24 protein-coding genes are annotated in these 24,261 nt (G+C 68.7%); 11 read left to right on the top strand and 13 right to left on the bottom strand.

Annotated features, from left to right (window positions below; all coding sequences use genetic code 11):
- The first annotated feature begins 96 nt into the window (after positions 1–96).
- The 3 genes from AC1RNC_RS05650 to AC1RNC_RS05660 are packed head-to-tail and all read left to right on the top strand — an operon-like array spanning position 97 to position 2,944.
- Positions 97–1,155 (top strand): CDP-alcohol phosphatidyltransferase family protein, encoded by a 1,059-nt coding sequence (locus AC1RNC_RS05650; protein WP_492884455.1) that lies wholly within the window; start codon positions 97–99, stop codon positions 1,153–1,155.
- A complete protein-coding gene (locus AC1RNC_RS05655) occupies positions 1,074–2,066 on the top strand; it encodes a diacylglycerol/lipid kinase family protein (RefSeq protein ID WP_492884457.1) in 993 nt (330 codons plus the stop codon). Before AC1RNC_RS05650 ends, AC1RNC_RS05655 begins: the two co-directional genes overlap by 82 nt.
- Positions 2,063–2,944, top strand: a complete 882-nt coding sequence (locus tag AC1RNC_RS05660) for a hypothetical protein (protein ID WP_492884459.1) — start codon at positions 2,063–2,065, stop codon at positions 2,942–2,944. Before AC1RNC_RS05655 ends, AC1RNC_RS05660 begins: the two co-directional genes overlap by 4 nt.
- 141 nt (positions 2,945–3,085) lie before the next feature.
- Here the strand turns inward: AC1RNC_RS05660 and spt are convergent, their stop codons facing one another.
- The 7 genes from spt to lptC all read right to left on the bottom strand — a co-directional run bounded on the left by spt (position 3,086) and on the right by lptC (position 10,388).
- Positions 3,086–4,300 (bottom strand): serine palmitoyltransferase, encoded by a 1,215-nt coding sequence (gene spt / locus AC1RNC_RS05665; RefSeq protein WP_492839594.1) that lies wholly within the window; start codon positions 4,298–4,300, stop codon positions 3,086–3,088.
- A gap of 3 nt (positions 4,301–4,303) precedes the next feature.
- Complete coding sequence (locus AC1RNC_RS05670; RefSeq protein ID WP_013079816.1) at positions 4,304–4,555, bottom strand: acyl carrier protein; 252 nt, start codon at positions 4,553–4,555, stop codon at positions 4,304–4,306.
- Between the two features lie 77 nt (positions 4,556–4,632).
- On the bottom strand, positions 4,633–5,577 hold the full coding sequence (gene cerR / locus AC1RNC_RS05675; protein WP_492884462.1) for a ceramide reductase: 945 nt from the start codon (positions 5,575–5,577) through the stop codon (positions 4,633–4,635).
- The gene (locus tag AC1RNC_RS05680; RefSeq protein WP_492884464.1) at positions 5,570–7,288 is read right to left on the bottom strand and encodes a fatty acyl-AMP ligase; all 1,719 of its coding nucleotides are present in this window, start codon (positions 7,286–7,288) and stop codon (positions 5,570–5,572) included. Before AC1RNC_RS05680 ends, cerR begins: the two co-directional genes overlap by 8 nt.
- On the bottom strand, positions 7,251–8,630 hold the full coding sequence (locus AC1RNC_RS05685; protein ID WP_492884465.1) for a lipopolysaccharide biosynthesis protein: 1,380 nt from the start codon (positions 8,628–8,630) through the stop codon (positions 7,251–7,253). The genes AC1RNC_RS05680 and AC1RNC_RS05685 overlap by 38 nt, the downstream gene beginning before the upstream one ends.
- The gene (locus tag AC1RNC_RS05690; RefSeq protein ID WP_492884467.1) at positions 8,627–9,754 is read right to left on the bottom strand and encodes a CDP-glycerol glycerophosphotransferase family protein; all 1,128 of its coding nucleotides are present in this window, start codon (positions 9,752–9,754) and stop codon (positions 8,627–8,629) included. Before AC1RNC_RS05690 ends, AC1RNC_RS05685 begins: the two co-directional genes overlap by 4 nt.
- A gap of 1 nt (position 9,755) precedes the next feature.
- Positions 9,756–10,388 carry an LPS export ABC transporter periplasmic protein LptC gene (lptC, locus tag AC1RNC_RS05695; RefSeq protein ID WP_492884469.1) on the bottom strand — a complete coding sequence of 211 codons (633 nt, stop codon included), beginning with the start codon at positions 10,386–10,388 and terminating at the stop codon, positions 9,756–9,758.
- A gap of 154 nt (positions 10,389–10,542) precedes the next feature.
- On the opposite strand from lptC, the gene AC1RNC_RS05700 reads away from it, so the two are divergent.
- Complete coding sequence (locus tag AC1RNC_RS05700) at positions 10,543–11,607, top strand: LLM class flavin-dependent oxidoreductase (protein WP_492884471.1); 1,065 nt, start codon at positions 10,543–10,545, stop codon at positions 11,605–11,607.
- Entirely contained in the window at positions 11,604–12,227 is a 624-nt protein-coding gene (locus AC1RNC_RS05705) for a cysteine hydrolase family protein (RefSeq protein ID WP_492884473.1), read from the top strand. The genes AC1RNC_RS05700 and AC1RNC_RS05705 overlap by 4 nt, the downstream gene beginning before the upstream one ends.
- A 48-nt stretch (positions 12,228–12,275) precedes the next feature.
- Here AC1RNC_RS05705 and AC1RNC_RS05710 read toward each other — a convergent pair whose 3' ends face one another.
- Positions 12,276–13,616: a 2-hydroxychromene-2-carboxylate isomerase gene (locus AC1RNC_RS05710; protein ID WP_492884475.1), complete on the bottom strand. Its 1,341-nt coding sequence runs from the start codon at positions 13,614–13,616 to the stop codon at positions 12,276–12,278.
- 91 nt (positions 13,617–13,707) lie between these two features.
- Here AC1RNC_RS05710 and AC1RNC_RS05715 point away from each other — a divergent pair, with 91 nt between their 5' ends.
- Both AC1RNC_RS05715 and AC1RNC_RS05720 read left to right on the top strand, forming a co-directional pair.
- Positions 13,708–15,360, top strand: coding sequence for a sulfatase-like hydrolase/transferase (locus AC1RNC_RS05715; protein WP_492884477.1), 1,653 nt, complete (start codon positions 13,708–13,710; stop codon positions 15,358–15,360).
- The gene (locus AC1RNC_RS05720) at positions 15,348–16,361 is read left to right on the top strand and encodes a formylglycine-generating enzyme family protein (protein ID WP_492884479.1); all 1,014 of its coding nucleotides are present in this window, start codon (positions 15,348–15,350) and stop codon (positions 16,359–16,361) included. The genes AC1RNC_RS05715 and AC1RNC_RS05720 overlap by 13 nt, the downstream gene beginning before the upstream one ends.
- A gap of 140 nt (positions 16,362–16,501) precedes the next feature.
- On the opposite strand, the gene AC1RNC_RS05725 is transcribed toward AC1RNC_RS05720, so the two are convergent.
- Both AC1RNC_RS05725 and AC1RNC_RS05730 read right to left on the bottom strand, forming a co-directional pair.
- A complete protein-coding gene (locus tag AC1RNC_RS05725; RefSeq protein WP_492884481.1) occupies positions 16,502–16,918 on the bottom strand; it encodes a DUF1330 domain-containing protein in 417 nt (138 codons plus the stop codon).
- Entirely contained in the window at positions 16,915–17,835 is a 921-nt protein-coding gene (locus AC1RNC_RS05730; RefSeq protein WP_492884483.1) for a haloalkane dehalogenase, read from the bottom strand. The genes AC1RNC_RS05725 and AC1RNC_RS05730 overlap by 4 nt, the downstream gene beginning before the upstream one ends.
- An 89-nt stretch (positions 17,836–17,924) precedes the next feature.
- On the opposite strand from AC1RNC_RS05730, the gene AC1RNC_RS05735 reads away from it, so the two are divergent.
- The 3 genes from AC1RNC_RS05735 to egtB all read left to right on the top strand — a co-directional run bounded on the left by AC1RNC_RS05735 (position 17,925) and on the right by egtB (position 22,203).
- Positions 17,925–19,022: an MBL fold metallo-hydrolase gene (locus AC1RNC_RS05735; RefSeq protein WP_492884485.1), complete on the top strand. Its 1,098-nt coding sequence runs from the start codon at positions 17,925–17,927 to the stop codon at positions 19,020–19,022.
- Between the two features lie 58 nt (positions 19,023–19,080).
- The gene (locus tag AC1RNC_RS05740) at positions 19,081–19,710 is read left to right on the top strand and encodes a TetR/AcrR family transcriptional regulator (RefSeq protein WP_492884487.1); all 630 of its coding nucleotides are present in this window, start codon (positions 19,081–19,083) and stop codon (positions 19,708–19,710) included.
- 312 nt (positions 19,711–20,022) lie between these two features.
- Entirely contained in the window at positions 20,023–22,203 is a 2,181-nt protein-coding gene (egtB, locus tag AC1RNC_RS05745; RefSeq protein ID WP_492884489.1) for an ergothioneine biosynthesis protein EgtB, read from the top strand.
- Between the two features lie 93 nt (positions 22,204–22,296).
- Here egtB and AC1RNC_RS05750 read toward each other — a convergent pair whose 3' ends face one another.
- Together AC1RNC_RS05750 and AC1RNC_RS05755 are read right to left on the bottom strand one after the other, a co-directional pair.
- On the bottom strand, positions 22,297–22,503 hold the full coding sequence (locus tag AC1RNC_RS05750; RefSeq protein WP_047413350.1) for a con-10 family general stress protein: 207 nt from the start codon (positions 22,501–22,503) through the stop codon (positions 22,297–22,299).
- A 40-nt stretch (positions 22,504–22,543) separates the two neighbouring features.
- Positions 22,544–22,675 (bottom strand): hypothetical protein, encoded by a 132-nt coding sequence (locus tag AC1RNC_RS05755; protein WP_492884491.1) that lies wholly within the window; start codon positions 22,673–22,675, stop codon positions 22,544–22,546.
- Between the two features lie 118 nt (positions 22,676–22,793).
- On the opposite strand from AC1RNC_RS05755, the gene AC1RNC_RS05760 reads away from it, so the two are divergent.
- On the top strand, positions 22,794–23,462 hold the full coding sequence (locus AC1RNC_RS05760; RefSeq protein ID WP_492839612.1) for a DUF1345 domain-containing protein: 669 nt from the start codon (positions 22,794–22,796) through the stop codon (positions 23,460–23,462).
- On the opposite strand, the gene AC1RNC_RS05765 is transcribed toward AC1RNC_RS05760, so the two are convergent.
- Positions 23,459–24,241: an EF-hand domain-containing protein gene (locus AC1RNC_RS05765; protein ID WP_492884493.1), complete on the bottom strand. Its 783-nt coding sequence runs from the start codon at positions 24,239–24,241 to the stop codon at positions 23,459–23,461. The genes AC1RNC_RS05760 and AC1RNC_RS05765 overlap by 4 nt on opposite strands.
- Positions 24,242–24,261 lie beyond the last annotated feature (20 nt).

The following is a 24,261-nucleotide window of genomic DNA, read 5'->3' on the forward strand; positions in this document are numbered from 1 at the left end:
GGGGTATATCTGTCTTTGAGTGGTGAAATCCAAAACCTCGCGCCTGCGGGACCTCGGGCTCTGAGCGTTGGCGAGAGCGGCGCGCGCATCTGGGGCATGACCTCGCGCGAGCGTCTGTCGCGCATCTATCGTCGCCTGGGTCTGGTCGAGACCCCGGCCGTCGACCTGTCGAACGCCGTGGTGGCGGTCGACGCCGGCTGGGTGTTCGACGAGTCGCTGATCAAGGCGCTGGCGGGCCGCGAGGGCGCGGTGCTGGTCGACGACTCCGGTCGCGCCGTCGCCGTCCACGCCCCGGTCGAGCTGGGCTATGCCGCCACCGAGGCGTTGGCGGCCGGGCAGGACCCCACCGGCCTGGATCCGCGCCTGACGCGCTTGACCGCCCTGGAACTGGGTTCGGCCTACAACAGCGCCCTGCGCAAGCGCGAGCCGCCGGTGCTGGAACGCCTGACGCCGCAAACCGTGCGCGCTGTCGAAAAACGCCTGTTCCAAGGCTCGTACAAGGGCGTCACCGACCTCGTCACCAAGTACGTCTGGCCCGCGCCGGCCCGGGTCGTCACCCGCTGGGCCGCCATCGCCAAGATGACCCCCAACCAGGTGACCGGCATCGGCTTCCTGCTGGTGCTGGCGGCCATGTACCTGTTCTGGACCGGCCACTTCGGCTGGGGCCTGGTCTGCGCTTGGATCATGACCTTCCTCGATACCGTCGACGGCAAGCTGGCCCGCGTGACCCTGACCTCGTCCAAGTGGGGCAACGTCTTCGATCACGGCATCGACCTGCTGCACCCGCCGTTCTGGTGGTGGGCCTGGTTCGTCGGCGTCTACGCGATCGGCCAGGAGATCCCGTATGCGGGCCTGAGCCTGGCCATTGTCATCGCCGGCTATGTGCTGCAGCGCGTGGAGGAGGGGATCTTCCTGGCCCTCTTCAAGCTGGAGGTGCACGCTTGGCGGCCGTTCGACAGCTTCTTCCGCCTGATCACCGCGCGCCGGAACCCCAACCTGATCCTGTTGACGGCCAGCGCCCTCGTGGGCCGGCCGGACATCGGCTTCACCCTTGTGGCTATCTGGACCGCGGTGTGCTTGATCGTGCACGCCGTCCAGATTCTACAGGGTCTGGCCGCGCCGAAGGGCTCAATCCAGTCTTGGCTGTCGAAATGACGCGCATCGGGGTTGTTCGCAATCCAAAGAGCCACGGCAACCGGGCGCACCCGCCCGGTCCGCCGCCCGAGGGCGTGCGGCTGGTCGAGCCCCTTGGCCGTGACGCCCTGAGAGCGGAACTCGAGAACTTCGCCCGCGAGGGCCTCGACCTGCTGATCATCGACGGCGGCGACGGCACGGTGCGCGACGTCATCAGCCTGCTGCCGCACACCTTCGGCGAGGATTTGCCGCTGCTGGCGGTGTTGCCGTCGGGCAAGACCAACGTCCTGGCCATCGACCTGGGCGCTCCCAACGACTGGCGGTTGGAGGAAGTCCTGATCGCCGCCCGCCAGGCCGATCCGCGCATCAAGGAGCGGCCGCCGCTGCGGGTCAGCTGGGCCGATGGCCGGCCGTGCCTGCAGGGCTTCTTCTTCGGCGTCGGGGCCATGGTCAAGGCCACCAACCTGGCCCAGAAGGCTCACAAGGTCGGCTTTTTCCATAACCTCGCCGTGGCCGTGACCATCCTGTCCGCCACCATGGGCGCGCTGTTCGGCGGGGCCAAGGACGAGTGGCGCGAGGGCGTGCCGGCCAGGCTGGCGATCGACGGCCAGGATCAGCCCGGCGAAGAGCGCTTCGCCATCGTGGCCACCGCCCTCAAGCGCCTGCCGTTCGGCCTCAAGCCCTTCGGCGCGCCGCGCGAGGGGTTGAAGCTGCTGGACGTCGACGCCCCGCCGCGACGGCTCATGAAGGCCCTGCCGATGGTGCTGAGCGGCAAGGCCGAACCGGCCCTGGAAGGCCTGGGCTATCGCCGGCGCGACCCGCGCCTGATCAGCCTGGCCGGCGGCGCGCCCTTCGTGCTGGACGGCGAGGTCTATGAAGGCGGCGACTTGACCATCGGTCTAGGGCCGTCCTTGCGGTTCCTCGTCGGATGAGCAGCCTTCGCGACCTCGTCGCGGCCGAGCTTTCCACGCCGACCCCCGCGCCGATCACCGCCTTCGCCGAGCGCCTGACGACGATCTTTCCGGGCGCCCAGGCGGTGCTGTTCTACGGCTCGATCCTGCGGACGGGCGACCTGTCGGGCGTGCTCGACTACTACGTCCTAACAGAGCGGCCGCCGGCCGGCTGGCGCGGCTTCTTCACCCGCATCCTGTGGCCGGACGTCAGCTATCACGAGTTTGAGCACGAGGGGCGGATGCTGCGGGCCAAGGTCGCCTCGATGACCCTGGGCCAATTCCGCAAGGCCGCCAGCGGCGCGGACCATGACACCACCATCTGGGCCCGCTTCGTGCAGCCCTGCGCTCTGATCTGGGCGGCCGAAGGCGCGCGCGAGACGGTGATCGACGCGGTGACCGACGCCTGCCGTACGGCCGCGCGCTACGCCCGCGCTCTGGGGCCGGTCGACGGGACGCCGCGCGACCTGTGGACCGCCCTGTTCCGAGAGACCTACAAGGCCGAACTGCGGGTCGAGAAGGCCGGCCGCGAGGTCTCGATCCTGAGCTTCGACCCCCAGCGCTACGACCACGTCATGGAAGCCGTCTGGCGCGACGAGGGCCGGGCGATGGAAGAGGCCGAGCGCGCCCGCGTGCGCCGTGAGTGGCGGCCGCGCAAGCTGTTGGGCAAGCCGCTGAACGCCGCGCGGCTGATGAAAGCATCCTTCACCTTCCAGGGCGCGGCGCGCTACGCCGCCTGGAAGATCGAGCGTCACACCGGCGTGCCCATCGAGGTCACGCCCTGGCGCGAGCGCCATCCCATCCTGGCCGCGCCTGGCGTGCTGCTGAAGGTCTGGAAGAGCCGTCGCAGGGCAAGCTAGGCCCTCATCTGAGCCAACCTATCTCCGATCTCCCCGGCATTCGCCGGGGAGATCGGATTTTTGGGAGACCGCGTTGACGACCAAACGAAAACGCCCGGACCGTCAGGTCCGGGCGTTTGCATTTCCAGAGAGGCAAAACCCCTAGGCGCGGGCGCGCTTCAGAGGCTCAATGACGCCCAGGGCCGCGCCGATTTCGGCGAAGGCGCCCAGGACGGCGTCGATCTGCTCGTCGGTGTGGGCGGCGCTGACGCTGGCGCGCAGCAGCGGACGGCTGTCCGGCGTGGCGGGCGGCAAGGCCAGGTTCAGGTAGACGCCGGCCTGCAGCAGGCCGTTCCACATGGCGATGGCGCGTTCCTGGTCCGGGATGGTCGTGGCGACCACCGGGCTGGCCGTCGGGCCGGTGTGGAAGCCCATGGCGGTCAGGCCGTCGTAGAGACGCTTGGCGTTGCGGTTCAGGCGGTCGCGCAGCTCGGGCTGCTCGATCATGCGGCGCAGGGCGGTGATGGTCGAGGCGACCACGGCCGGCGGCAGCGAGGCGGTGAACATGTACGGACGGCAGACGACGCGCATGACGTCGAAGTCGTCCATGTCCGAGACGCAGAAGCCGCCGATGGCGCCCAGGCTCTTGGAGAAGGTGCCGACGATGAAGTCGACATCGTCTTCCACGCCGGCCGCCTCGGCCAGGCCGCGGCCCGTGGCGCCCAGCACGCCCATCGAGTGGGCTTCGTCGACCAGCAGGTAGCCGCCCAGCTCGCGCTTCACGGCGGCGATTTCCTTCAGCGGCGCGACGTCGCCGATCATCGAATAGACGCCTTCGACCACGATCAGGCGCTCGCCCGGCGCATCGCCCAGGCGGCGCAGGCGCTTGGCCAGGTCCTCGGGATCGTTGTGGCGGAAGCGGATGACCTCGGCGTGGCCCAGACGCGAGCCGTCGTAGATCGAGGCGTGGCTGTCGGCGTCGAGGATCAGGTGGTCGCCGCGGCCGACCAGGGTCGACAGCACGCCCAGATTGGCCTGGTAGCCGGTCGTGAAGACCATGGCGTGCTTGCGGCCGTAGAACTTGGCCAGTTCCTGCTCGAGTTCGACGTGCGCCTCGAACGAACCGTTGGCGATGCGCGAGCCGGTGGTGCCGGTGCCGCGCTCCTGGACGGCCTTGACCGAGGCGGCGATGGCCTCTTCGTCGAAGGTCAGGCCCAGATAGTTGTTGGTGCCCAGCAGGATGGTCGGACGCCCCTCGACGACGCCTTCGGTCGGCGAGGTCACGGCGTCGAAGCGAACCTTGAACGGGTCGGCGCCGGCGCTCTGGATGGCCTTGTACGCATCGCGATAGGCCAGGTGCTTATCGAATAGCCCCATTAGTTAAGCCCTAGTCCGGAGATCATTGATCAGTTTGGAAAGGTCGCCGGCGGTCTCGACAGAGGCCAGGCGATCGAGAGGAATGGAGATGTCGAAGGTGTCTTCGAGCTCCATGATGATGTTCATCAGGGCCAGGGAGTCCACGGCGAGATCGCGACCGATATGCGACTCTGCACGAACCTCTACGGGTCGTCCCAGAACCTTGCTCGCCGCCACCCCGATCTCGCGCAAGCTGAGATCCGTAACCGTTTCCATTCTAAACTAAACCTCCGGGAGCCCCACCCGTGACACTACTGTAACGGCGAGTCTGTCAGATTTCCGCCATATTTGAACTAGGCAGCGACGTTTTTGGGTAACCACCCCTGTTCTCGATACCAATCGACGGTGTGCAAGAAGCCGTCGGTCAGACCGAATACGCTGGGTACTCCCTCCGCCATCGGAGCGCTAGATAGGGACCAATCGTTGTGAAGCAACTCCCTGGCTTTGCCTAAACCGAACACCGAGGGGTTGTTTGAGGCGAAAGACCAAGCATCCGCTAGGATTCCAGCCAGCAGTAGCGCGTTATCGGGCAACCGGACCAGCCGGGGGGCGCGGTTCATCACTTGGCCGGCGGCGGTCATGATTTCCGACCAAGTGTAACCATCGCGCCGCACATCGGAGAGCTCCACGAGGCCCGAAACCGGCCTGCGGCAGAAGGCGACGAGCTTGGCGGCGGCGTCCTGGACGTGGATCATGGCGATCCGCGAGCCCGGCGACAGCACCGGCAGGACCGGGCTCTTGGCCGCCAGTTCGAACAGAGCCAGGGTCTCCGTGTCGCCCGGACCATAGATGGCCGGCGGGCGCACGATGAGGGCGCTGGGGCTGGTCTCGCGCACCGCGTCCTCGCCCGCGCGCTTGCTGGCGCCGTAGCTCGAGAGCCGCGGTTCGCGCGCGGCGAGGCTGGACACCAGGATGAACCGCGCGCCGGCTGTCCGCGCGGCCTGGGCGGCGGCGCGGGCTCCGTCACGATTGACGACGTTGAAGCCGTCCAGCGAGGCGGCCTTGATCAGGCCGGCCACGTGGATCACCACCTCGGCGCCCCGGCACAGGCGGTCCAGCGCCCCGGGGGTCTTCAGATCGCCGACGACGATCTCGACCTCGAGATCGCGCCACAGCGGGTGGATCGGGTCGCGGCGGACGAGGACGCGCGGCGTCCAGCCGTCCTGGGCCAGGGCGCGGACCAGATGACGGCCCAGGAAGCCCGTGGCGCCGGTGACCGCGACGACGGATCTAGTCACCGTAAGCGCCGGCCAGGTACGCGGTCTTGGCCTTCGAGCGGCTCAGCTTGCCCGAAGAGGTCTGGGGCAGGGCGTGGGCGCCGACCAGCTTGACCTTGGCCTCGACGCCGTGACGGGTGCGCAGCAGGGTGGACACCTGCTCGACCAGGGCGGCGCGGGTGTCGGCGTCGCCGCCGCGCGCCTGGACCAGCACCACGATCTGGTCTTCCGGCTCGGCGGGGATCGAGAAGGCGCAGACGTCGCCGCTGCGCAGGCCGTCGATCTCGTGATCCGCCGTCCATTCAAGGTCTTGCGGCCAGATGTTGCGACCGTTGAGGATGATCAGGTCCTTGGCGCGGCCGGTGATGACGATCTCGCCCTCGATCTTGAAGCCGATGTCGCCGGTGTCCAGCCAGCCGTCGGCCGACAGCACGCGGGCGGTCTCTTCCGGATTGGCGAAGTAGCCGCTCATCACCGAGGGGCCCTTGGCGAAGATGCGGCCGACGCCACGCTCGGGCAGGATGTCGCCGGTCTCGTCGCGGACCTCCAGGAAGTGATCGGGCAGGGCGGGGCCGCAGCGGGCGAAGTCGCGGGCGCGGTCCGAGCCTTCCGGGGCGTCCACGGCCAGGTTGTCACGTTCCAGGCGTTCGACATCCAAGGTCTCGGCGCGCAGGCCCTTGCCCAGCGGGGCCATCGACAGGGCCAGGGTCGCCTCGGCCATGCCATAGCTGGCCACGAAAGCCTTGGGCGAGAAGCCGGCCAGGCCGAACGCCTCGACGAAGGCCTTCAGCGGCGGCATGCGGATCATGTCGCCGCCCAGGCCGGCGCTGCGCCAGTGGCTGAGGTCGTAGGCGTCCAGCGGCTGGCCCTGCACGCGGCGGGCGCACAGCTCGTAGCCGAAGGTCGGGCTGTAGGCGATGGTGGCCTTGTTGCGGCCGATCAGGTCGATCCACAGCAGCGGACGGCGCACGAACGCGCCGGTCGGCAGTAGGTCGACCGACATCTGGCAGCTGAGCGGGCTGAGCAGGAAGCCGATCAGGCCCATGTCGTGATAGAGCGGCAGCCACGAGATCGCGCGGTCGGACGCCGTCACCTGCAGGCCGTCGCGGGTGATGGCCACGCAGTTGGCCATCAGGGCCTTGTGGCGGACCAGAACGCCGGTCGGGGTGCGGGTGCTGCCCGATGAGAACTGCAGGTAGCAGGGATCTTCCGGGGTGATGGTCGGCAGCGCCGCGCCGCCGTCTTCCGGCAGGTCGGCCAGGACGCCGGCGAACTCCAGGCCCGCGCGTTCTCCGATCTCGGCCACCCAGTCCTTCAGGCCGTTCGGGCCGATCAGGATCTTGGCCTTGGCCGACTGGGCCAGGTTCTTGATCTGCTCGATATAGGCCTCGCGACCGCCCAGCGGGGTCGGCAGGGCCATGGGCGCGGGCAGCAGGCCCGCGTACTGGCAGGCGAAGAAGGCGCGTACGAAGTCGGCGTCGGTCTCGGCCAGAAGGGCCACGCTGTCGCCGACCTTGGCGCCGGTGGCCAGCAGGCGACGGGCCAGGACGAGCGCGTCCTCGCGCAGCTTGGCGTAGGGGATCGCCTCGACCAGTTCGCCGCGCAGCGAATACAGGTTGACCCCGGTCTCGCCGGTCGCGGCGAAATCGAGGGCCTGGGTCAGGGTCGGGAAGTCGGCGAACCGGACGGTACGCTCAGACGCCGTGGGGGTGATCATAAGATAGTCTTTCATCGTCTTTGTCGGTGCGCGCGGAGCCTTCCTCCGCGGCGAGTCGGGCGAGCCTGTGACGCGCCATGAAATACATGCCCACGGCCATCGCCAAAGCGGACGCAACCAGAGCGGCTCCCGCGCCGGTCAGGCCGAAGGTTTTGATCAGCGGTCCGAGGGCCGCCAGATAGGCGATAACGACCACGAGGCGTACGGCCAAGGCCGCGCCGGCGGCGCGCATGGACACCAGCATCGGCTCCAGCGGCAGGGACAGGATGGCGATGGCCGCCGCGGCCACCTGCCAGTTCATGACCCCCGCGGCCGCGCCGAACGCCTTGCCCATCACGATCTCCAGGATCCAGCGGCCGGCCAGCAGGCTGACCAGCAGCAGCGCGGCGGCCGCGCCGCCGCCGATCAGGCCGATTTGCAGGGCCAGCTTGGTCATGGCCTGCCGCCCGCCGGTGGCGCGCATCTTGGCCAGTTCTGGATAGAGGGCCGGCACCATCAGGCGGGCCGGCTTGGCCATGCCGTCGGCCACCTGCTTGCCGATCCGCCAGTAGGCCGCCTGGACCGGGCCCAGCATGGCGCCGACCACCAGGGTCAGCACGTGGGTGAAGCCCACATCGATCGTGCTGGAGAAGTTGGTGGCCATGGCGAAGCGCCAGACGCCCGGCAGGCCGCGGCTGGTCGGGCCCCTCAGCGTGAAGCCCTTCAGCAGGCCGCGCTTGTTCAGATCCCAGGCCGCGATGGCGGCGATATAGAAGAACGAGACGAAGGTGCCGGCCGCCCAGGCCGCCAGGAACCACTGGATCTCCGCGCCGGCCAGGGCGCAGATCCCGCAGCCGATCATCCGCACGAACGAACTCACCGCCTGTTGGCCCGCCAGGTAGCGGAAGCGATCGAACAGGCGCAGCAGCCCGACGCCCGTGGCCGAGGTCATCACCCCGATCGACAGGGCGTACAGCGCGCCATAGCCGCTCATGCCCGCTGGCCAGTTCAGTTCGCGCCAGAACAACCACGAGCCCAGCACGCCCAGGGCGACGCCCAGCACGCCGCTCACCAGGTCCAGCAGCAGCGACAGGCGCAGCACCTGGTGGAACTTGGGCCGATCGTTCTCCAAGGCGGGTGTCGTGCCGTAGGTGATCAGGGTCTGCCAGGACTGGAAGTGCGCCACCTCGCCCAGGAACTGCGCGAAGGCGTTGATCAGCACGACCACGCCCATCGCCTCCTTGCCCAGACTCCGGGCGGTGAGGGCGATATAGGCCAGGCCGACGACGGCGTTGACGATCCGACCGCTCAGCAGTTGGCCGGCGTTGCGCAGGACATGCTTCAGCGGGTTTGGAGCGGCGGGAGGCGCGTCGGTCATGCCTCGCGCTCCAGCTTGTCGACGATGGCGCGCGCCGCCCGGACCGAGGCCGGGACGTCGCTGATGTCGAACGTCTCCTCAATGCCCCATACCTGGGTTTCGCGATAGTTGTCGTGAGTGGCGAAGGCCTCGTCGAGCGCCTCGCCCAGCCGTTCGATGTTCTCCAGCACCGGCCCGTAAAGCCAGTGATGGAAGCTGGGATCGCCGCACCAGGTTGCTTGGCTGGAATTGAGGAACAGGCACGGCTTGGGCGTGCGCAGGAACTCGTAGACCTGACTGGAGACGTCGCCCAGATAGAGGTCGGCCGCCTTGGTGTAGGTCATGTCCGCCGCCGCCGGGCCGCCCAGGTCGACATGGATGCGCGGATGCTCGGCGAAGGTCTTGAACGCGGCGCGCTCCTCGGTCGAGGCGGTCTCGAACAGGCGGATGTGCGGGGCGAAGATCAGGTTGTAGCGGTCATTGGCCGCGAAGAATTCCATCACCTGCCGGCCCCACTTGGGCCAGGAGCCCAGCGTGGCGTGGAAGTGCGGATTGTACAGCACCACCGGACCCGGATGGTCGAACCGCGGGGCCGCGCGCTGGGGCAGATCATCGACCAGGTCGAACTTGGGGTAGCCGACCATGACGCAGGTGTCTTCGGTGACCCAGCCCTCTTGCAGCATGCGGTCGCGCTGCTTGCGGCCGGCCGCCATGACCAGGTCGAACAGTTTCAGGCGCGGCTCGAACGGGCCTTCCCGGTCGCCGGCGCCGTGCTGGGTGTAGACCAGCAGCGGGTGGCGCACGCCCAACTGACGAAGCAGGGCGGTGGTCCGTTCGGGAGTGATCACCGCGTCGTAGCGCGCCAGCCGTCGGGCGTTGGCGATCAGCATCGGCGCCTTGGGCGGGGCGCCGCCGCCGCCGAAGCGGCGCAACCAGGCCGGCGGCAGCAGGACGAGCTCGATCGCGGCGCCGCCCAGCTCGGCGAGCAGGCCAGAGACGTAGTCCAGCAGTTCGGGCGTGGTCGTGGCGATCTCGACCTTGATGGCCGGCCAGCGTCTGGCCATGGCGACGGCCACCGACAGGCTGTGCCAGACCTGATGGTGTTGCGCGATATAGAGAAAGCAGACGCGTTTGGCGGCGGCCACGTCAGCGCTGACGCTCCAGCCGGGTATGGACGCGGCCCTTCAGCACCACGCGGTCGCCCTTGTCGGTGACGTTGTAGGCGTTGGCCTGCGTGCTGCCCTTGGGTCCGCTGCCGGCGATGCCGGCGTCGCCGCTGACCTCGCCCGTCTTCATGTTGATCAGGGCGCGCGGGGCGTCGAAGTCATAGCCCTCGGCGCTGGTGATCTTGACCTCGTCGGTCAACAGCAGGGTGTTCTCGGCCTCGCGATAGAGGCCGGTCTTGGCCGTCGCCTGGCTGGGATTGGGCTGGCCGTAGCCACGCACCAGGACGGGCGAGACCAGATGGACCAGGTTCTCGTCCTTGGGGTCGCGCTCGGCGCTTTCCGCGGTGATCAGGAACGGACGGCCGTCCTTGAGCACGCCGGTAAAGCGCGGCTTGTCCAGCACCAGGGGCGAGGCGGCGGTCTGGGTCTGCAGCTTGCTGGAGACGAAGCTGTTCCACGACGCCTGGGCGATCACGGCGACGGCGACGCCGATGGCGAACACGGCCAAGGCGAAGCGCAGCCGCCGGACCGGCTTGCGGCGGCGGTTGCGGGCGCGTTCAGCCGCGCTTTCGGTGGGAGGGACGGCGGAAACGCCATCGGTCTGGGTGAGCATTTGGGGGAATGGATAGTCCCACGTGGTCATTCGCCCAAGACCTTTGTTTTCCGGTGCGCGGTCCTGGCGCGGGTAAGTGGGGTGCAGATGGCGTCGGCGGACGCAGCGTCAAGTGCGGTTGTTCGGGGCGGCGAAGCGCGTGAAGATCGGCCGCATGTTCCAGCGCCCCTCGCAGCACAAGGATTTTGGCGTCTTCCTGCCGGTGGCCAATGGCGGCTGGATCGTCTCCGGCGCCACGCCCGTCCTGGACGGACTCTATGCCCAGAACCGCGCCGCCGCCGTGGCCGCCGACCAGACGGGACTGGATTTCGTGATGTCGATGGGCAAGTTCCGCGGCTTCGGCGGCGAGACCGACCATTGGGGGACCTCGCTGGAGTCGGTGACTCTGATGGCCGCCATCGCCGAGGCGACGACGAACGTGCGCATCTGGGCCACGGTGCACCCGCTGCTGCAAAACCCGGCGGTGGCCGCCAAGATGATCGCCACCCTGGATCACATCAGCGGCGGCCGGGCGGGCTTGAACATCGTCGCTGGGGCCTACAAGGCCGAGTTCGACCAGATGAGCGCCTGGGACGATTCGCTGTCCCACGACGACCGCTACGCCCTGGCCGAGGAATGGACGACCATCGTCAAGCGCCTGTGGGCCGAGGACAGCGTCGACTTCGCCGGCAAGTACTTCACGATGCGGGACTGTCAGTCCAGGCCCAAACCCCTGTCGAAACCGCGTCCGCAGTTGATCTGCGCGGGCATGTCCGATCGCGGTTTCCAGTTTTCCGTGCGCCACGCCGACGCCTGTTTCATCGGCGGCCGCTCGCGCCCCGAGCACCGCGACGCCTCGCGCCGGGCCAAGGCGCTGGCCGCCGAGTTGGGCAAGACGGTACGCACCTACGCCATGTGCACGATCATCCACGCCGAGAGCGATGCGGGCGCGCAGGCTCTGGCCCGGCGCTACGCCGAGGGCGCGGACATGGGCGCGATCCTCTCCATGCTGGCCAGTTGGGGCGTGCCGGCCGACAAGCTGCAGGCGGCGGCCCACAAGCAGGGCGCGTTCATGACCGAGACCATGATCGGCTCGCCCGCCACCTGCCGCGAGCAGGTCGAAGGCTTCATGACCGAGTGCGAACTGGACGGGCTTATGCTGATTTTCCCCGACTATGGGGAAGGGCTGGCCATGTTCGGCTCCGAAATCCTGCCACGACTGCGGACGGCGTTCTCATGAACCTCGAGCATTGGATAGCGCCCGGACGCACGGCGCTGCTGATCGTCGACATGCAGGCCGACTTCGCCTCGCCCGACGGACTGAGCGGTCAGTGGGGGTTGGATCTCTCGACCGTGCCAGCGGCCTTGGCGGCGGCCGAGCGCTTGGCCGATGCGGCGCGGGCGGCGGACGTCCCGGTGGTGTTCGCCGGCCTGTTCACGACGCCGGAAACCGACTCCGACGTTTGGGACGAGCGGATGCGTCGGCGCGGCAATGATCCCGAGGCCAGCCCGGCGCTCTGCCGCGCCGGCGCGCCGGGCAGCGCCTTCGTCGGACCTCTGCCCCGGCCCGGCGAACTTGTCCTTCGCAAGACTCGGTACAGCCCGTTCTGGGACACCGACATCGACGCGCGGCTGAAGGCGCAGGAGGTCGACACCCTGGTGATCGCCGGCCTGACCACCGAGTGCTGTGTCGCCGACACGGCCAAGGACGCCTTCAACCATGACTACCACGTGTTCATCGCCGCCGACGCCTGCGCGGCCTACGAGCCCGACCTGCACGCGGGGGCGCTGAAGATGCTGGACCTGAACACCGCGATCCTGACCGACTCGGCCAGCGTCGCCGCCGCCTGGAGCGCCTGAGATCCGCGGCCGCGCCGAACTGGACGAGGCCGCGAAGAGCTCGTCGGTCTATCCGGACACTCCATTCGGCGCATAAGCCTTCGTCGGCGCCGTCGCCGCGCGGAGGTCGTCTTCCAGCATCCACAGCCGGTCCTGACCCCAGTGCGCCTCGTGGTCACTGACCCGGAAGGTCGGCGCGCCCCACAGGCCGGCCTCCAGCAGGGCGGCGCGGTTGGTCTCGACCCGGTCGCGCCAGCTGTCGTCGGCCAGGGCGGTCGCGATCTGGGCGTCGTTGAGGCCGGCGCGGCGGGCGGCGGCGTAGAGGCCGCCATCCTCGGCCAGGGCCAAACCGTCGGCGAAGGCGGCCTTCAGGCCCGACTCGGCGAATTCCTCGCCCAGGCCGAGATCGATCGCGTGGTGCAGCACCGCCAGGGCCCGCTCGGCCCCGGCCCCGACCGGGTCGACGATCTTGCCGAACGGCAGCCCCAGGCGCTCGGCCTCGCGCTTACAGTCCAGGGTGATGTAGATCGTCTTGATGCGCGGCACGGCCAGGCCGCGCATGACCATCGGCAGGATGGGCCGCAGTTGCAGCTTCGCGCCATGGGCTTGGGCCAGTTGGCGGATGCGCGGCAGGACCAGCCAGGAATAGGGGCTGCGGAATGAGAACCAGGCCTCGATCGTCGCCGTGGACGCGCCGGGCGCCGCCAGCAGGGTCGGCTCCAGGGCCGGGGCCAATCGCGGGGCTCCGGGCTCGCGGTCCAGGCCGCGCGCCGCGAGGCGGGCCTCCAGGTGGCCCAGGCGATCGACGCCCCAGAACCATTCGCCCTCGAAATGGAACATGCCGCCCAGATAGTGGCCCAACTGCGCGCGGCGCCGCTGGCTGAAGGCCAGGAGGTCGTCGCAGAGGTCCGTGTCCTGGCCGCTGGCCCAGGCGGCCATGCCGGCCAGAGTCTTGGTGTCACCCGACCACAGGGCCGCGCCGGCCGCCGGGGCCGTATCCTCGAACCGCTCGCGCTCGATCGCGTCGGCCAGCACCACCTGCAGCCGGCGCACATCCTCGGCCGAGGGCAGTTGGGCGTCGGCGGGGAAGCCGATGCCCCTGGCCCGCGCCAGGCGGGCGGCGTCGCGCAGGCCGTAGGCGCGCAGGCGCTCGCGGTCTGGCGCGGCCGAGTCCTCGGGCGGCGGGACCAGATAGGGATCGATCTCCACGCCATAGCGGGCGCGCAGGCGCGGCAGCATCTGCACGGCCAGGTGCGAATAGGGATCGTCGGCCTGGTGGAAATAGCGGACGGTCGGGCGCTCGCCGCGCAGGCGGGCGGAAACGGCGGCCAGATCGTGGGCCATCCGGCGGCGGGCCGGGCTGGTCAGGACGGTGGTCACGCTTCGCATGATGTGGGTGCGCAGAGACATGGCGACAGCCTCCCAACTGTCGGATGCATGACATCTAGCGGCACGATGAATGTCAATATATGCTCCAGCGAACGATAAGAGGGAGGCGCGCATGAAGGCCTGGAAGCTGTTCACGGGGATCGTCGTTGTGCTGGTCGCGGCCGGCGTGGCGGCCTGGCATTTCCGCTTCGACCTGATCATCATGATCGCGCGCGCCAAGCAGCCGAAGATCGAGGCCAATCACGCGGTGACCTGGGCGCAAGGCCCGGCCGCGACGCCGGCTGGGCAGCGGCCGCCGAACGTGGTGTTCATCCTGGCCGACGACCTTGGCTACAACGACGTCACCCTGAACGGCGGCGGTGTCGCGAAGGGGGCCGTGCCGACCCCGGCCATCGACTCGATCGCCCACCAGGGGGTCACCTTCGCCAACGGCTACAGCGGCAACGCCACCTGCGCCCCGTCGCGCGCGGCGATCATGACCGGCCGCTACGCCACCCGCTTCGGCTTTGAGTTCACGCCTACGCCCGTGGCCTTCTCGCGCGTCGTCGGCGGTCACGCGGGCGACCCGTTGCACCCCTCGCACTTCAACAAGGACGAGGTGAAGAACACGCCGAAGGACGACAACACCGAGGCCGTGCCCTCCACCGAGATCACCATCGCCGAGGCCCTGAAGACCCGCGGCTATCACACCGTTCACCTGGGCAAGTGGCACCTGGGCGGGGTCAAGGGCTCGCGGCCCGAGGACCAGGGCTTCGACGAGAGCCTGGGCTTCATGGCCGGCGCCTCGCTGTTCGCGCCGGTCGGCGACCCGTCGGTCGAGGAATCGCGGCAGGATTGGGATCCGATCGACAAGTTCCTGTGGGGCGCTCTGCCGTTCGCCGTGCAGTACAACGGTTCGAAGATGTTCCACCCGTCGACCTACATGACCGACTACCTGACGGACGAAGCGATCAAGTCGATCGACGCCAACAGGAATCGGCCGTTCTTCATGTACCTGGCCTACAACGCCGTCCACACGCCGCTGCAGGCGCCCAAGGCCGACTACGACGCCCTGCCGCAGATCAAGGATCATCGCCTGCGCGTCTACGGCGCCATGGTCCGCAACCTGGACCGCAACATCGGCCGGGTGCTGCAGGCGCTGAAGGACAAGGGCCTGGACGACAACACCCTGGTGATCTTCACCTCCGACAACGGCGGCGCCAACTATATCGGCCTTCCCGACATCAACCGGCCGTATCGCGGCTGGAAAGCGACCTTCTTCGAGGGGGGCATCCACGTGCCGTTCCTGCTGCGCTGGCCGGGGCAGCTGCCGGCGGGCGCGGTCTATCGCAGCCCCGTGGGTCACGTGGACATCTTCGCCACCGCCGCCGGCGCGGCTGGCGCGACCCCGCCCAAGGACCGGACGATCGACGGCGTTGACCTTGTCCCCTTCGTGCAGGGCAAGGCCGCGGGCGACCCGCACAAGGCAATGTACTGGCGCTCGGGTCGCTACAAGACGGTGATGGCGGGCGGCTGGAAACTGCAGGTCGCCCAGGAGCCGAACAAGGTCTGGCTGTTCGACCTGAACACCGACCCGACCGAGCGCCACGACCTGTCCAGGACCCGGCCGGACAAGCTCAAGGAGATGCAGGCGACGCTGGCGCAACTGGATAGCCAGATGGTCAAGCCCGCCTGGCCCTCGCTAATCTCCGGCGCCTTCTATATCGACCATCCGGGCGGCCAGAAGGCCAAGGCGAGCGACGAGTACGTCTATTGGGACAATTGAGGGCGGTTCCTTTCCTCCTGCTCTTGGCGCTGGCGGGCTGCGGCAAGCCGGCGCCGAAGGCGTGCCTGACGGGCCTGCCCATCGCCGATCCCGCGCACCGGACGGCCGGCATGGTCCGGATCGCGGGCGGCGACTTCGCCATGGGCGCAGCGCCGATGCGGCCGGAAGAGGGGCCTCCACAGACAGTGAAGGTCGCGCCGTTCTGGATCGACCGCACGGAAGTAACCAACGCCGCCTTCGCGCGGTTCGTGGACGCCACGGGCTACCGCACCCTGGCCGAACGACCGCTCGATCCCGCGCGCTACGCCCAGCTGTCGGCGGCGCAGCGGCGTCCGGCCTCGCTCGTCTTCGTGGGGGCGAAGGGGGCGAGGTCGGACGATCCCGCGCAATGGTGGCGGGTGATCCCCGGCGCGGACTGGCGGCATCCGGAGGGACCGCGCTCGACGATCAGGGGCCGCGAAGCCTGGCCGGTGGTCCACATCGCCTGGGAGGACGCCATGGCCTACGCCCGATGGCTGGGCCGCGACCTGCCAACCGAGGCTGAATGGGAATACGCCGCGCGGGGCGGCCTGGTGGGCAAGCGCTACGTCTGGGGCGACCAGCCGCAGGATGCTCGACGCCCCCGCGCCAACACCTGGCAAGGCGTGTTCCCGGCCCTGGACCTGGGGACCGACGGCTACAAGGCCCAGGCCGCGTCCGTCGGCTGTTTCCCGCCCAACGGCTATGGCCTGGTCGATATGGCCGGCAATGTCTGGGAGTGGACCACGGACTGGTTCAGGCCGGGCCTGGAGGTCGCCAGCGTCATCGAGGCCGGGGGCCCGCCCGAGATCCGCGCCCTCGACCCCAACGAGCCGAACACGCCCAAGCACGTGGTCAAGGGCGGTTCGTTCCTCTGCGCCGACGATTACTGCTTCCGATATCGCCCGGCGGCCCGCACGCCCGGACCGCCCGACGGCGGAGCCTCCCACGTCGGCTTTAGGACGGTGTACCGGGAGCCGTAGAGTTTTGAAGTAGAACCTAATTCCTTGTCATCCCGGAAAGCGCGTAGCGCTTGTCCGGGACCCAGGGGTAACCGCACTGCCATTGGCCCCTGGGTCCCGGACAGCCTCTGCGAGGCTTCCGGGATGACAAGTTAGCTGTTCTAGACGCCGGGGGCCGGCTTGGTGCGGATGTTCAGCTGTCCGGCCAGACCGGCCTTGCGGTGGTGCTCGATGGCGTGCATTTCCGGAGACAGAGCCATCTTCTGGAAGGCGGCCAGGGATGGGTATTCGGCCAGAGCGACCGCATCCCATATCTCCTCGACCTCGCCGATCATCAGACCGGTGACCGGACCGCTGTAGCGGATCTGGCCGCCCAGCGCCTTGACCAGCTTGGCCACCTCGACGCCGTAGCGGTTATAGGCTTCGCGGCCAGACAGTTCGGGCTCGGCGCCGTCCTCGTACTCGGCCTTGTCGCGGAACTTCAGCAGGTTGACCATTACGAACGGCCCGTCCTCGGGGCCGCCGAAGAACTCCTGGAACTGTTCGGGCGAGGGAAAGACCTGATTGACGACGTTCATTCGGCGATCTCCTTTTTCGCCAGGCTGGCGACGAGGCCATCGAGCAGGGCCGCGATTTCGCCGGGGCTGTCTTCCTGCACGAAGTGGCCGCCCTTCAGCGTCGTGTGAGCAACGGCCTTGGCGCCCGGCACGCGGGACTGGAACACCGCCTCGCCGCCGCGGGTGATCGGGTCGGCGTCGCTGAAGGCGGTGATGAACGGCTTGTCGAACGTCTCCAGCACCGCCCAGGCGGCCTTGTTCTCGGCCACCGAGGCGTGCTCGGGCGTGATCGGCACCAGGGCCGGGAAGATCCGCGCGCCTTCCTTGTAGGTCTCGTCGGGGAAGGGGGCGTCATAGGCCGCCCGCTCGGCGTCGGAGAGATCGCGCGCCGTGCCGCCGTTGAGGATGAAGCCGATCGGCAGTTCCGGAACGTTCTGGCTGAAATTCAGCCAGGCTTCGAAGCCCTCGCTCTTGCCCGAGCCGACGGGCAGGCCGGTGTTGGAGACGACCACGGCGGCGAACCGTTCGGGGAAGGCCGCCACCAGGCGCAGGCCGATCAGCCCGCCCCAGTCCTGGCAGAACAGAACGATGTTCGTCAGGTCGTTGCGGACCAGCCACTCGCTCATCCAGGCCACGTGCCGCTCGTAGGTGTAGTCGGCGCGAGCGGCCGGCTTGTCCGAGCGGCCGAAGCCGACGAGGTCCGGCGCGATCGCCCGGCGGCCGCGCGCCGACAGGTCGGCGATCACCTTGCGGTACAGATAGGCCCAAGACGGCTCGCCGTGCATCAGCAGGATCGGCTGCTGGTCGCTGGGACCTTCGTCGACATGATGGATGCGCAGCGGCGTGCCGTCGGCGTCGACCACCGACGTGTAGCGCGGCGCGTAGGGCCAGTCGACCAAGCCCTCGAACCGTTCGTCCGGCGTGCGCAACACGTCCATTCCGTTCTCCCTCGACACCGCTCGGCGGATTTCTATTGACACTATGAGTGCCATTATGGCGCTACTAGGTCAAGTTCTGGGAGGAACATATGCGCAAGGTTTGGATCGGGCTGGGCGCCGTGGCGGGTGTGGTCGCCATCGCCTTGGGTCTGACGTGGCTGTTCCGAGAACGCCTGGCCGAGGCGGGCATGCGCAGGCTTTATGAAACGGCCCTGGCGACCGACCCGCTTGCCGAGCTGCCGGACGGCCTGCATGTCGGCCTCTGCGGCTCGGGCGCGCCGATGCCCGACCCGACGCGGGCGGGACCTTGCGTGGCGGTGGTGGCGGGCAGGGACCTGTTCGTCGTCGACTCCGGCTCGGGCTCGACCCGCAACCTGCTGCTGATGAACCTGCCGCCGCCCCGGCTGAGCGCCGCCTTCGTCACTCACTATCATTCCGACCACATCGCCGACCTGGGCGAGCTGATGCTGCAGCGCTGGGGAGGCGGAGCCGCGCACGCGCCGCTGCCGATCTATGGCCCGCCGGGCCTGGATCAGGTGGTGAAGGGCTTCCAGGACGCCTACACCCTGGATCGCGGCTATCGGACCGCCCACCACGGTGAAGCCGTCATGCCGCCCTCGGGCTTCGGCGCGGTCACACACGTCTTCACCGCCGATCCGGGCGGACCCGACGTGCTGGTGCTGGAAAAGCCGGGCCTGAAGGTGTGGGCCTTCCCGGTCAAGCACGACCCGGTCCATCCGGCCGTCGCCTATCGCTTCGAATACAAGGGCCGCACCGCCGTGATCAGCGGCGACACCGGGCCGTCGGAGCGGCTGGTCAAGGCGGCCAAGGGCGTCGACCTGCTGGTCCACGAAGGCCTGTCGCCTAACCTCGTGGCGATCCAGGCGGACGTGGCGAAGAAGGCCGGGCGGGACAACTACGCCCACATCTTCCACGACATCCTGGACTATCACACCGCGCCGGAGACGGTGGCCAGCGAGGCCAAGACGGCCGGGGTGAGGGAAGTACTGTTCTACCACATTATTCCGCCGCTGCCGGTCCGGGCGCTGGAAGGGCCATTCCTGGGCCGCTCGCGCGCGATCTTCGGCGGGCCGATGAAGGTGGGCCGCGACGGTGACTTCGCCAGCTTGCCGGCTGGCTCCACCGAGATCAAATGGTCCAACCGGCTCGACCTTCTGAAGCTTTAGGTGGTCGTCGGCGTTCCGCGGGTTTAAGCAAGGGCCACGAATGGGAGAGCCCAGGGCCTTGAGTTCCGCCGCGCGTAATCTTCGTCCGGGAATCGACGCCGCGCCTGAAGTCGCGATCGATGGTCGCCGCAGGCGCTCGCAGGACAGCCGCGCCCGCATCGTCCAGGCCATGCTGGAGCTGGTGCGCGAAGGCAGCGTCTCGCCCTCAGCCGAACTGGTCGCCGCCCGCGCCGACGTCGGCCTTCGCACGGTCTTCCGCCACTTCAACGATCTGGACAGCCTCTATAGCGAGATGTCGGCGGTGATCACGACCGAGCTGATGGCCCTGGTCCACACGCCGTTCAAGGGCGAGAGCTGGCGCGAGCGGGTGCTGGAGCTGGTCGAGCGCCGCGGCTGGGCCTACGAGAAAATCGCCCCGTTCAAGCGCGCCTCCGAGGTTCACCGCCACCAGTCGCCGGCCCTGGCCGTCGACAACGCCAAGATGGTGCAGATCTCACGCGAGATCCTGCGCGCCCAGTTGCCGCCTGAACTCGCCAAGGACCGCGTGCGGTTCGAGGCCATGGACCTGCTGCTCAGCTTCGACGCCTGGCATCGGCTGCGCCGCGACCAGGACCTGTCGCCCAAGCGCGCCACCGAGGTGCTGCAGGGCGTTCTGGCCGGGCTGCTGGATGCGCCGATCGGGGAATGAAATGTCGGGTACGGAGGTAAAGCCGGTCGAGGCTGCTCAATTCCCCGACCGGCAGGTACGCCAGCCGTAAGGGGCGTGCTGGCGTCCTCCGTCTGCTAGACGTTCCCGCGGTGGCTCACCCTCAAGCCTGTCGTCGAAAAAATCGTTTCGTTGGAGCCGTCGCGTTCAAGCTTGTGGACGACCTGCTGCCATAGAGTGGCAGCAGCGCGAGGCTTGCGCGGTTGCCACGGCGAGGGGGAACACCGAAGTTCTCGGAACGTTGTCGTCGACTGGGGCCTTGGCCCAGCGCCGCTTTAGCTCGCAGGAGACACCATGATCCCGGACGAAATGCCCGCCATGGATCTCGCCGAGGCCTCGGCGGACGTCCTTATCGACCTCTATCGCCGCGTTCGCCGTCGCACCGAGGTTCTGGCCGCGCCGCTGTCGCCCGAGGACCAGTCGGCCCAGTCCATGCCCGACGCCAGCCCGACCAAGTGGCACCGGGGGCATACGACCTGGTTCTTCGAGACCTTCCTTCTGACGCCGTTCCTGCCGGGCTACGCTGTCCACGACCCGCGCTTCAACTACATCTTCAACTCGTATTACGAGGCCGCCGGTCCCAGGCAGCCAAGACCGCAACGCGGTCTGCTGACCCGGCCGTCGGCGCAGGAGATCGGCGCTTATCGCGCCCATGTCGACGCGGCCATGGTCCGCCTGTTGGCCGGTCCTCTGACGCCCGAGATCCGCGAGCGGCTGGAGCTGGGCTTGAATCATGAGGAGCAGCATCAGGAGCTGATCCTGATGGACATCCTGCATCTGTTCGCCCAGTCGCCCCTCGACCCGGCCTATCAGCCCGGCGCCGCGACCCCGCGTCCGGATCCGGGCCCGCAGCGTTTTCACCGCTTCGCCGGCGGTCTCGTCGAGATCGGGGCGCCTGAAAACGAAAAGGGCGCGGCGGGCTTCGCCTTCGACAACGAGCGGCCGCGCCACAAGACCTACGTCGCGCCGTTCCGTCTGTCCGACCGCCTGGTGACCAATGGCGAGTGGCTGGCCTTCATCGAGGCCGGCGGCTACGGCCGCGCCGAGCTGTGGCTGTCGGAGGGCTGGGCCAAGGTCAAAGAGGAAGGCTGGGAAGCCCCCGGCTACTGGCGGCGTGACCTGAGCGGCGGCTGGACCACCATGACCCTGCGCGGCCGTCATCCGGTCGACCCTAACGCGCCCGTCGTCCATGTCAGCTATTACGAGGCTGCCGCCTACGCCGCCTGGGCCGGCCGCCGCCTGCCGACCGAGGCCGAATGGGAAGCCGCCGCCACGGCCACCGGCGCCCCGTCGGCGCTCCGTCAGCTGTGCGGCGCGGCCTGGCAGTGGACCGCCAGCGCCTACAGCGCCTATCCGGGCTTCAAGCCAGGACCGGGCGCGCTGGGCGAGTACAACGGCAAGTTCATGGTCAGCCAGATGGTGCTGCGCGGGGGCTGCGAGGCCACGCCGCCCGGCCACTCGCGCTCGACCTATCGCAACTTCTTCCACCCTGGCAGCCGCTGGATGTTCGGCGGCGTGCGCCTGGCCGACGACGATCGTCTGGTCGAGGTGAAGCCGAGCGACAGGTTCCTGGAGGAGGTGGTCGGCGGCCTGTCGGCCGCGCCCAAGACCTTGTCGGCCAAGTACTTCTACGACGCCGAGGGCTCGCGCCTGTTCGAGGCGATCTGCGAACTGCCGGAATACTACCTGACCCGCACCGAGACGGCGCTGCTGCGCGAGATCGCGCCGGAGATCGCCGCCCGCATTCCCGATAACGCGGCGCTGGTCGAGTTCGGCAGCGGGGCCAGCACCAAGACCCGTATCGTTCTGGACGCCGCGCCGCAGATTGCCGTCTACGCGCCGATCGACATCAGCCCGTCCGCCCTCGACGCTGCCGCCGCCAGCTTGCGCCAGGACTATCCGAACCTGGCCGTCGCTCCCTTGGTCGAAGACTTCACCAAGGCCATCCAGCTGCCGGACGGCGCCAAGGGCCATACGCCCGTCGGCTTCTTTCCCGGATCGACGATCGGCAACTTCGCGCCCGATGAAGCCGAGGCCCTGCTGCGCCAGGCTCGCGTCCTGCTGGGCGAGGGCTCGTTGTTCATCGTCGGGGCCGATGTGGCCAAGGATCCGGCCGTGCTGATCCCGGCCTATGATGACGCCCAGGGCGTGACGGCGGCGTTCAACCGCAACGTTCTGGTCCACATCAACCGGGAGCTGGGCGGCGACTTCGACCCCGCCGCCTTCGCCCACAAGGCCGTGTGGAACGCTCGGGAAAGCCGTATCGAGATGCATCTGGAAAGCGTGCGCGACCAGATCGTCATGGTCGGCGACTACGGCTTCCGGTTCGCCGCCGGCGAGACCATCCACACCGAGAATTCGTACAAATACCCGTCCGAGGTCTTCGAGGGCATCGCCCGCCGCGCCGGCTGGACCGTGGCCCAGCGCTGGATCAGCAAGGACCCGACCTTCGCGGTCTATGCGCTGACCGCCTGACGGTAGATAGCGGCGCGCTGGTCCACACGCACGAAGACGCACCGGCTCCGAGAGATCGGGACCGGCGCGCCAAGGTTGTTTGTTGGTTAGCTTCTAAAGCGCGCGCTCGCCGGGGCGACCGCCGCGTGAAGAAGAACCGCCTTTTCGGCCGGCGTTGGCCGCCAGATCACGGTCCTTGGCGAAGCTGCGTTTTTCACTGGGCACGCTAGCTCCGCCCTTCCTGGCGATCTCACGGCGGCGTTCCGGGTCCATGGCGGCGAAACCGCGACGACCGCGGGGACGTTCGCTATCGGTGTCCATGTGGGGCTCCTAGTCTGGTCACAGGCGGCACGAGCAAGGATCAGGCGTCATAGGGACGGTCGTCCCCTGGATCGACCGGCGGCGAGGTTGGGGGGTCCTCGACGGGGACGACACCCGGCTCATACTCGGGCGGTTTGGGCTCGGGCGGGGGCGGGGCGTCTGGGTCGGTCACTGGCGTCGTCTCCTGCGCGTTCCGGTGAAGTAACCAGCGAAGACGCTTTCGGTTCACCGTGAGTTCGCACTAATTACGCCGCATAGGGACAAGCGCCCGTTCGAGGAGACGCCGGAGAATGGCCCGTAAGACCAAACACATGGTCGGCCGCGTCGCGTCGCACTGGCGTCTAGCCGCCGCGCAGGGCGTCGGCGTCGCTGTGTGGCTGACGGCGAAATATTTGGGCGCGCCCCAGGCCGCGCACCTTCTTCTGGGCTGGGACGCCGCGGCGCTGGTCTATCTGCTGACCACGTGGACGCTGTTTCTGAAGGCCGATGAGGCCGAGGTGCGCTCGCGCGCCGCCCAGGAGGACGAGGGGGTTCCTGTTCTCCTGCTGATCGTCCTGGCCGCCATCGCCGCCAGCCTGTGGGCGGTGGTCGACGCCATGATCGCGGCCAAGCATGCAGGCAGCCATGCGCAGGCCTTCGTGACGGCCTGCGCGGGCGTGACCCTGGTGCTGTCGTGGCTGGTGCTGCAGTCGGCCTTCGTCCTGCACTACGCCCACCGCAATTTCGGCGACGGATCCGGCAAGCCGGGCATCGAGTTCCCCGGCGAACAGCCCACCGGCTATATGGACTTCGCCTATCTGGCCTTCAGCGTCGGAGCGACGTTCCAGGTGTCGGACAACAGCATCCTGACCTCGAAGCTGCGCAAGCTGGTGACCGCCCACGCGGCCGCCGCCTATTTCTACAACACCGCCATCCTGGCGCTGGGGATCAACATCATCGCCAGCCTGGTCGGTAGCTAGCCGCGCCGGCCGCCGCCCGGACCGCCTCGGCCGCCGCCGCGTCCGCCCATCGGGCCGCCCATCTTGCCCTTGCCGCCGCCCGGGCCCACGCCGGGGCGCAGGCCGCCCTGGACCGGCGTCTTGGGCAGCTCGGCCAGCTTCAGCAGGCCATCCTTGTCGGTGTCGAGCAGGGCGAAGCGGGTCCTGGCCGCCTTGGTCGCCTCGTCCTTGGTGATGCGGCGGTCGAAATTGCCATCGGCGGCCATTACCGGCTCGGGTTCGGCGATCAGGCCGAACAGCGAGGCCCCTTGCAGGACGTTCGTCCTCTGCGGACGGCGGCGGCTTGGCGACATGTCGTCGTCGCTCGGCGCTTCCTGGCCCTCGGCCACGCCCAGGCCGCGCGGGCCGCGCCGCATCCCGCCGGGGGCCGCGCCGCCAATGATCTCGGGCGCGATAGTCTGCTCGTAGGCCGCCACCTCGAAGCCGTCGATGACGCCGTTGTGGTCGGCGTCGACCACCCCGAAGAAGCGCACCGCGTCGGCCACGAACTCGTCGCGGGTCAGGGCGCCATCATGGTTGGCGTCGGCGCCGGCGAACCAGTCGGCGATCGGGTAGGGCGCGCCGGGCGGGGCGCGGAAGGGCTCGCCGGCCGGGCTGATGAACAGCTGCGGACCGGCCATCGGCGCGCCGCCGCCTTCGGCGGGCGGGCCGCGACGACCTTCGGAATGTTCCGGCGGCGCGCTGGCGCAGGCGGCCAGGGTGGCGGCGAGGACGGCCGTCAGGCCAAGCGAGCGAAGCATCATCCGGCAAATCTCCATCC

It is taken from the genome of Caulobacter sp. GW822-FHT01G02 (genome assembly GCF_058802865.1).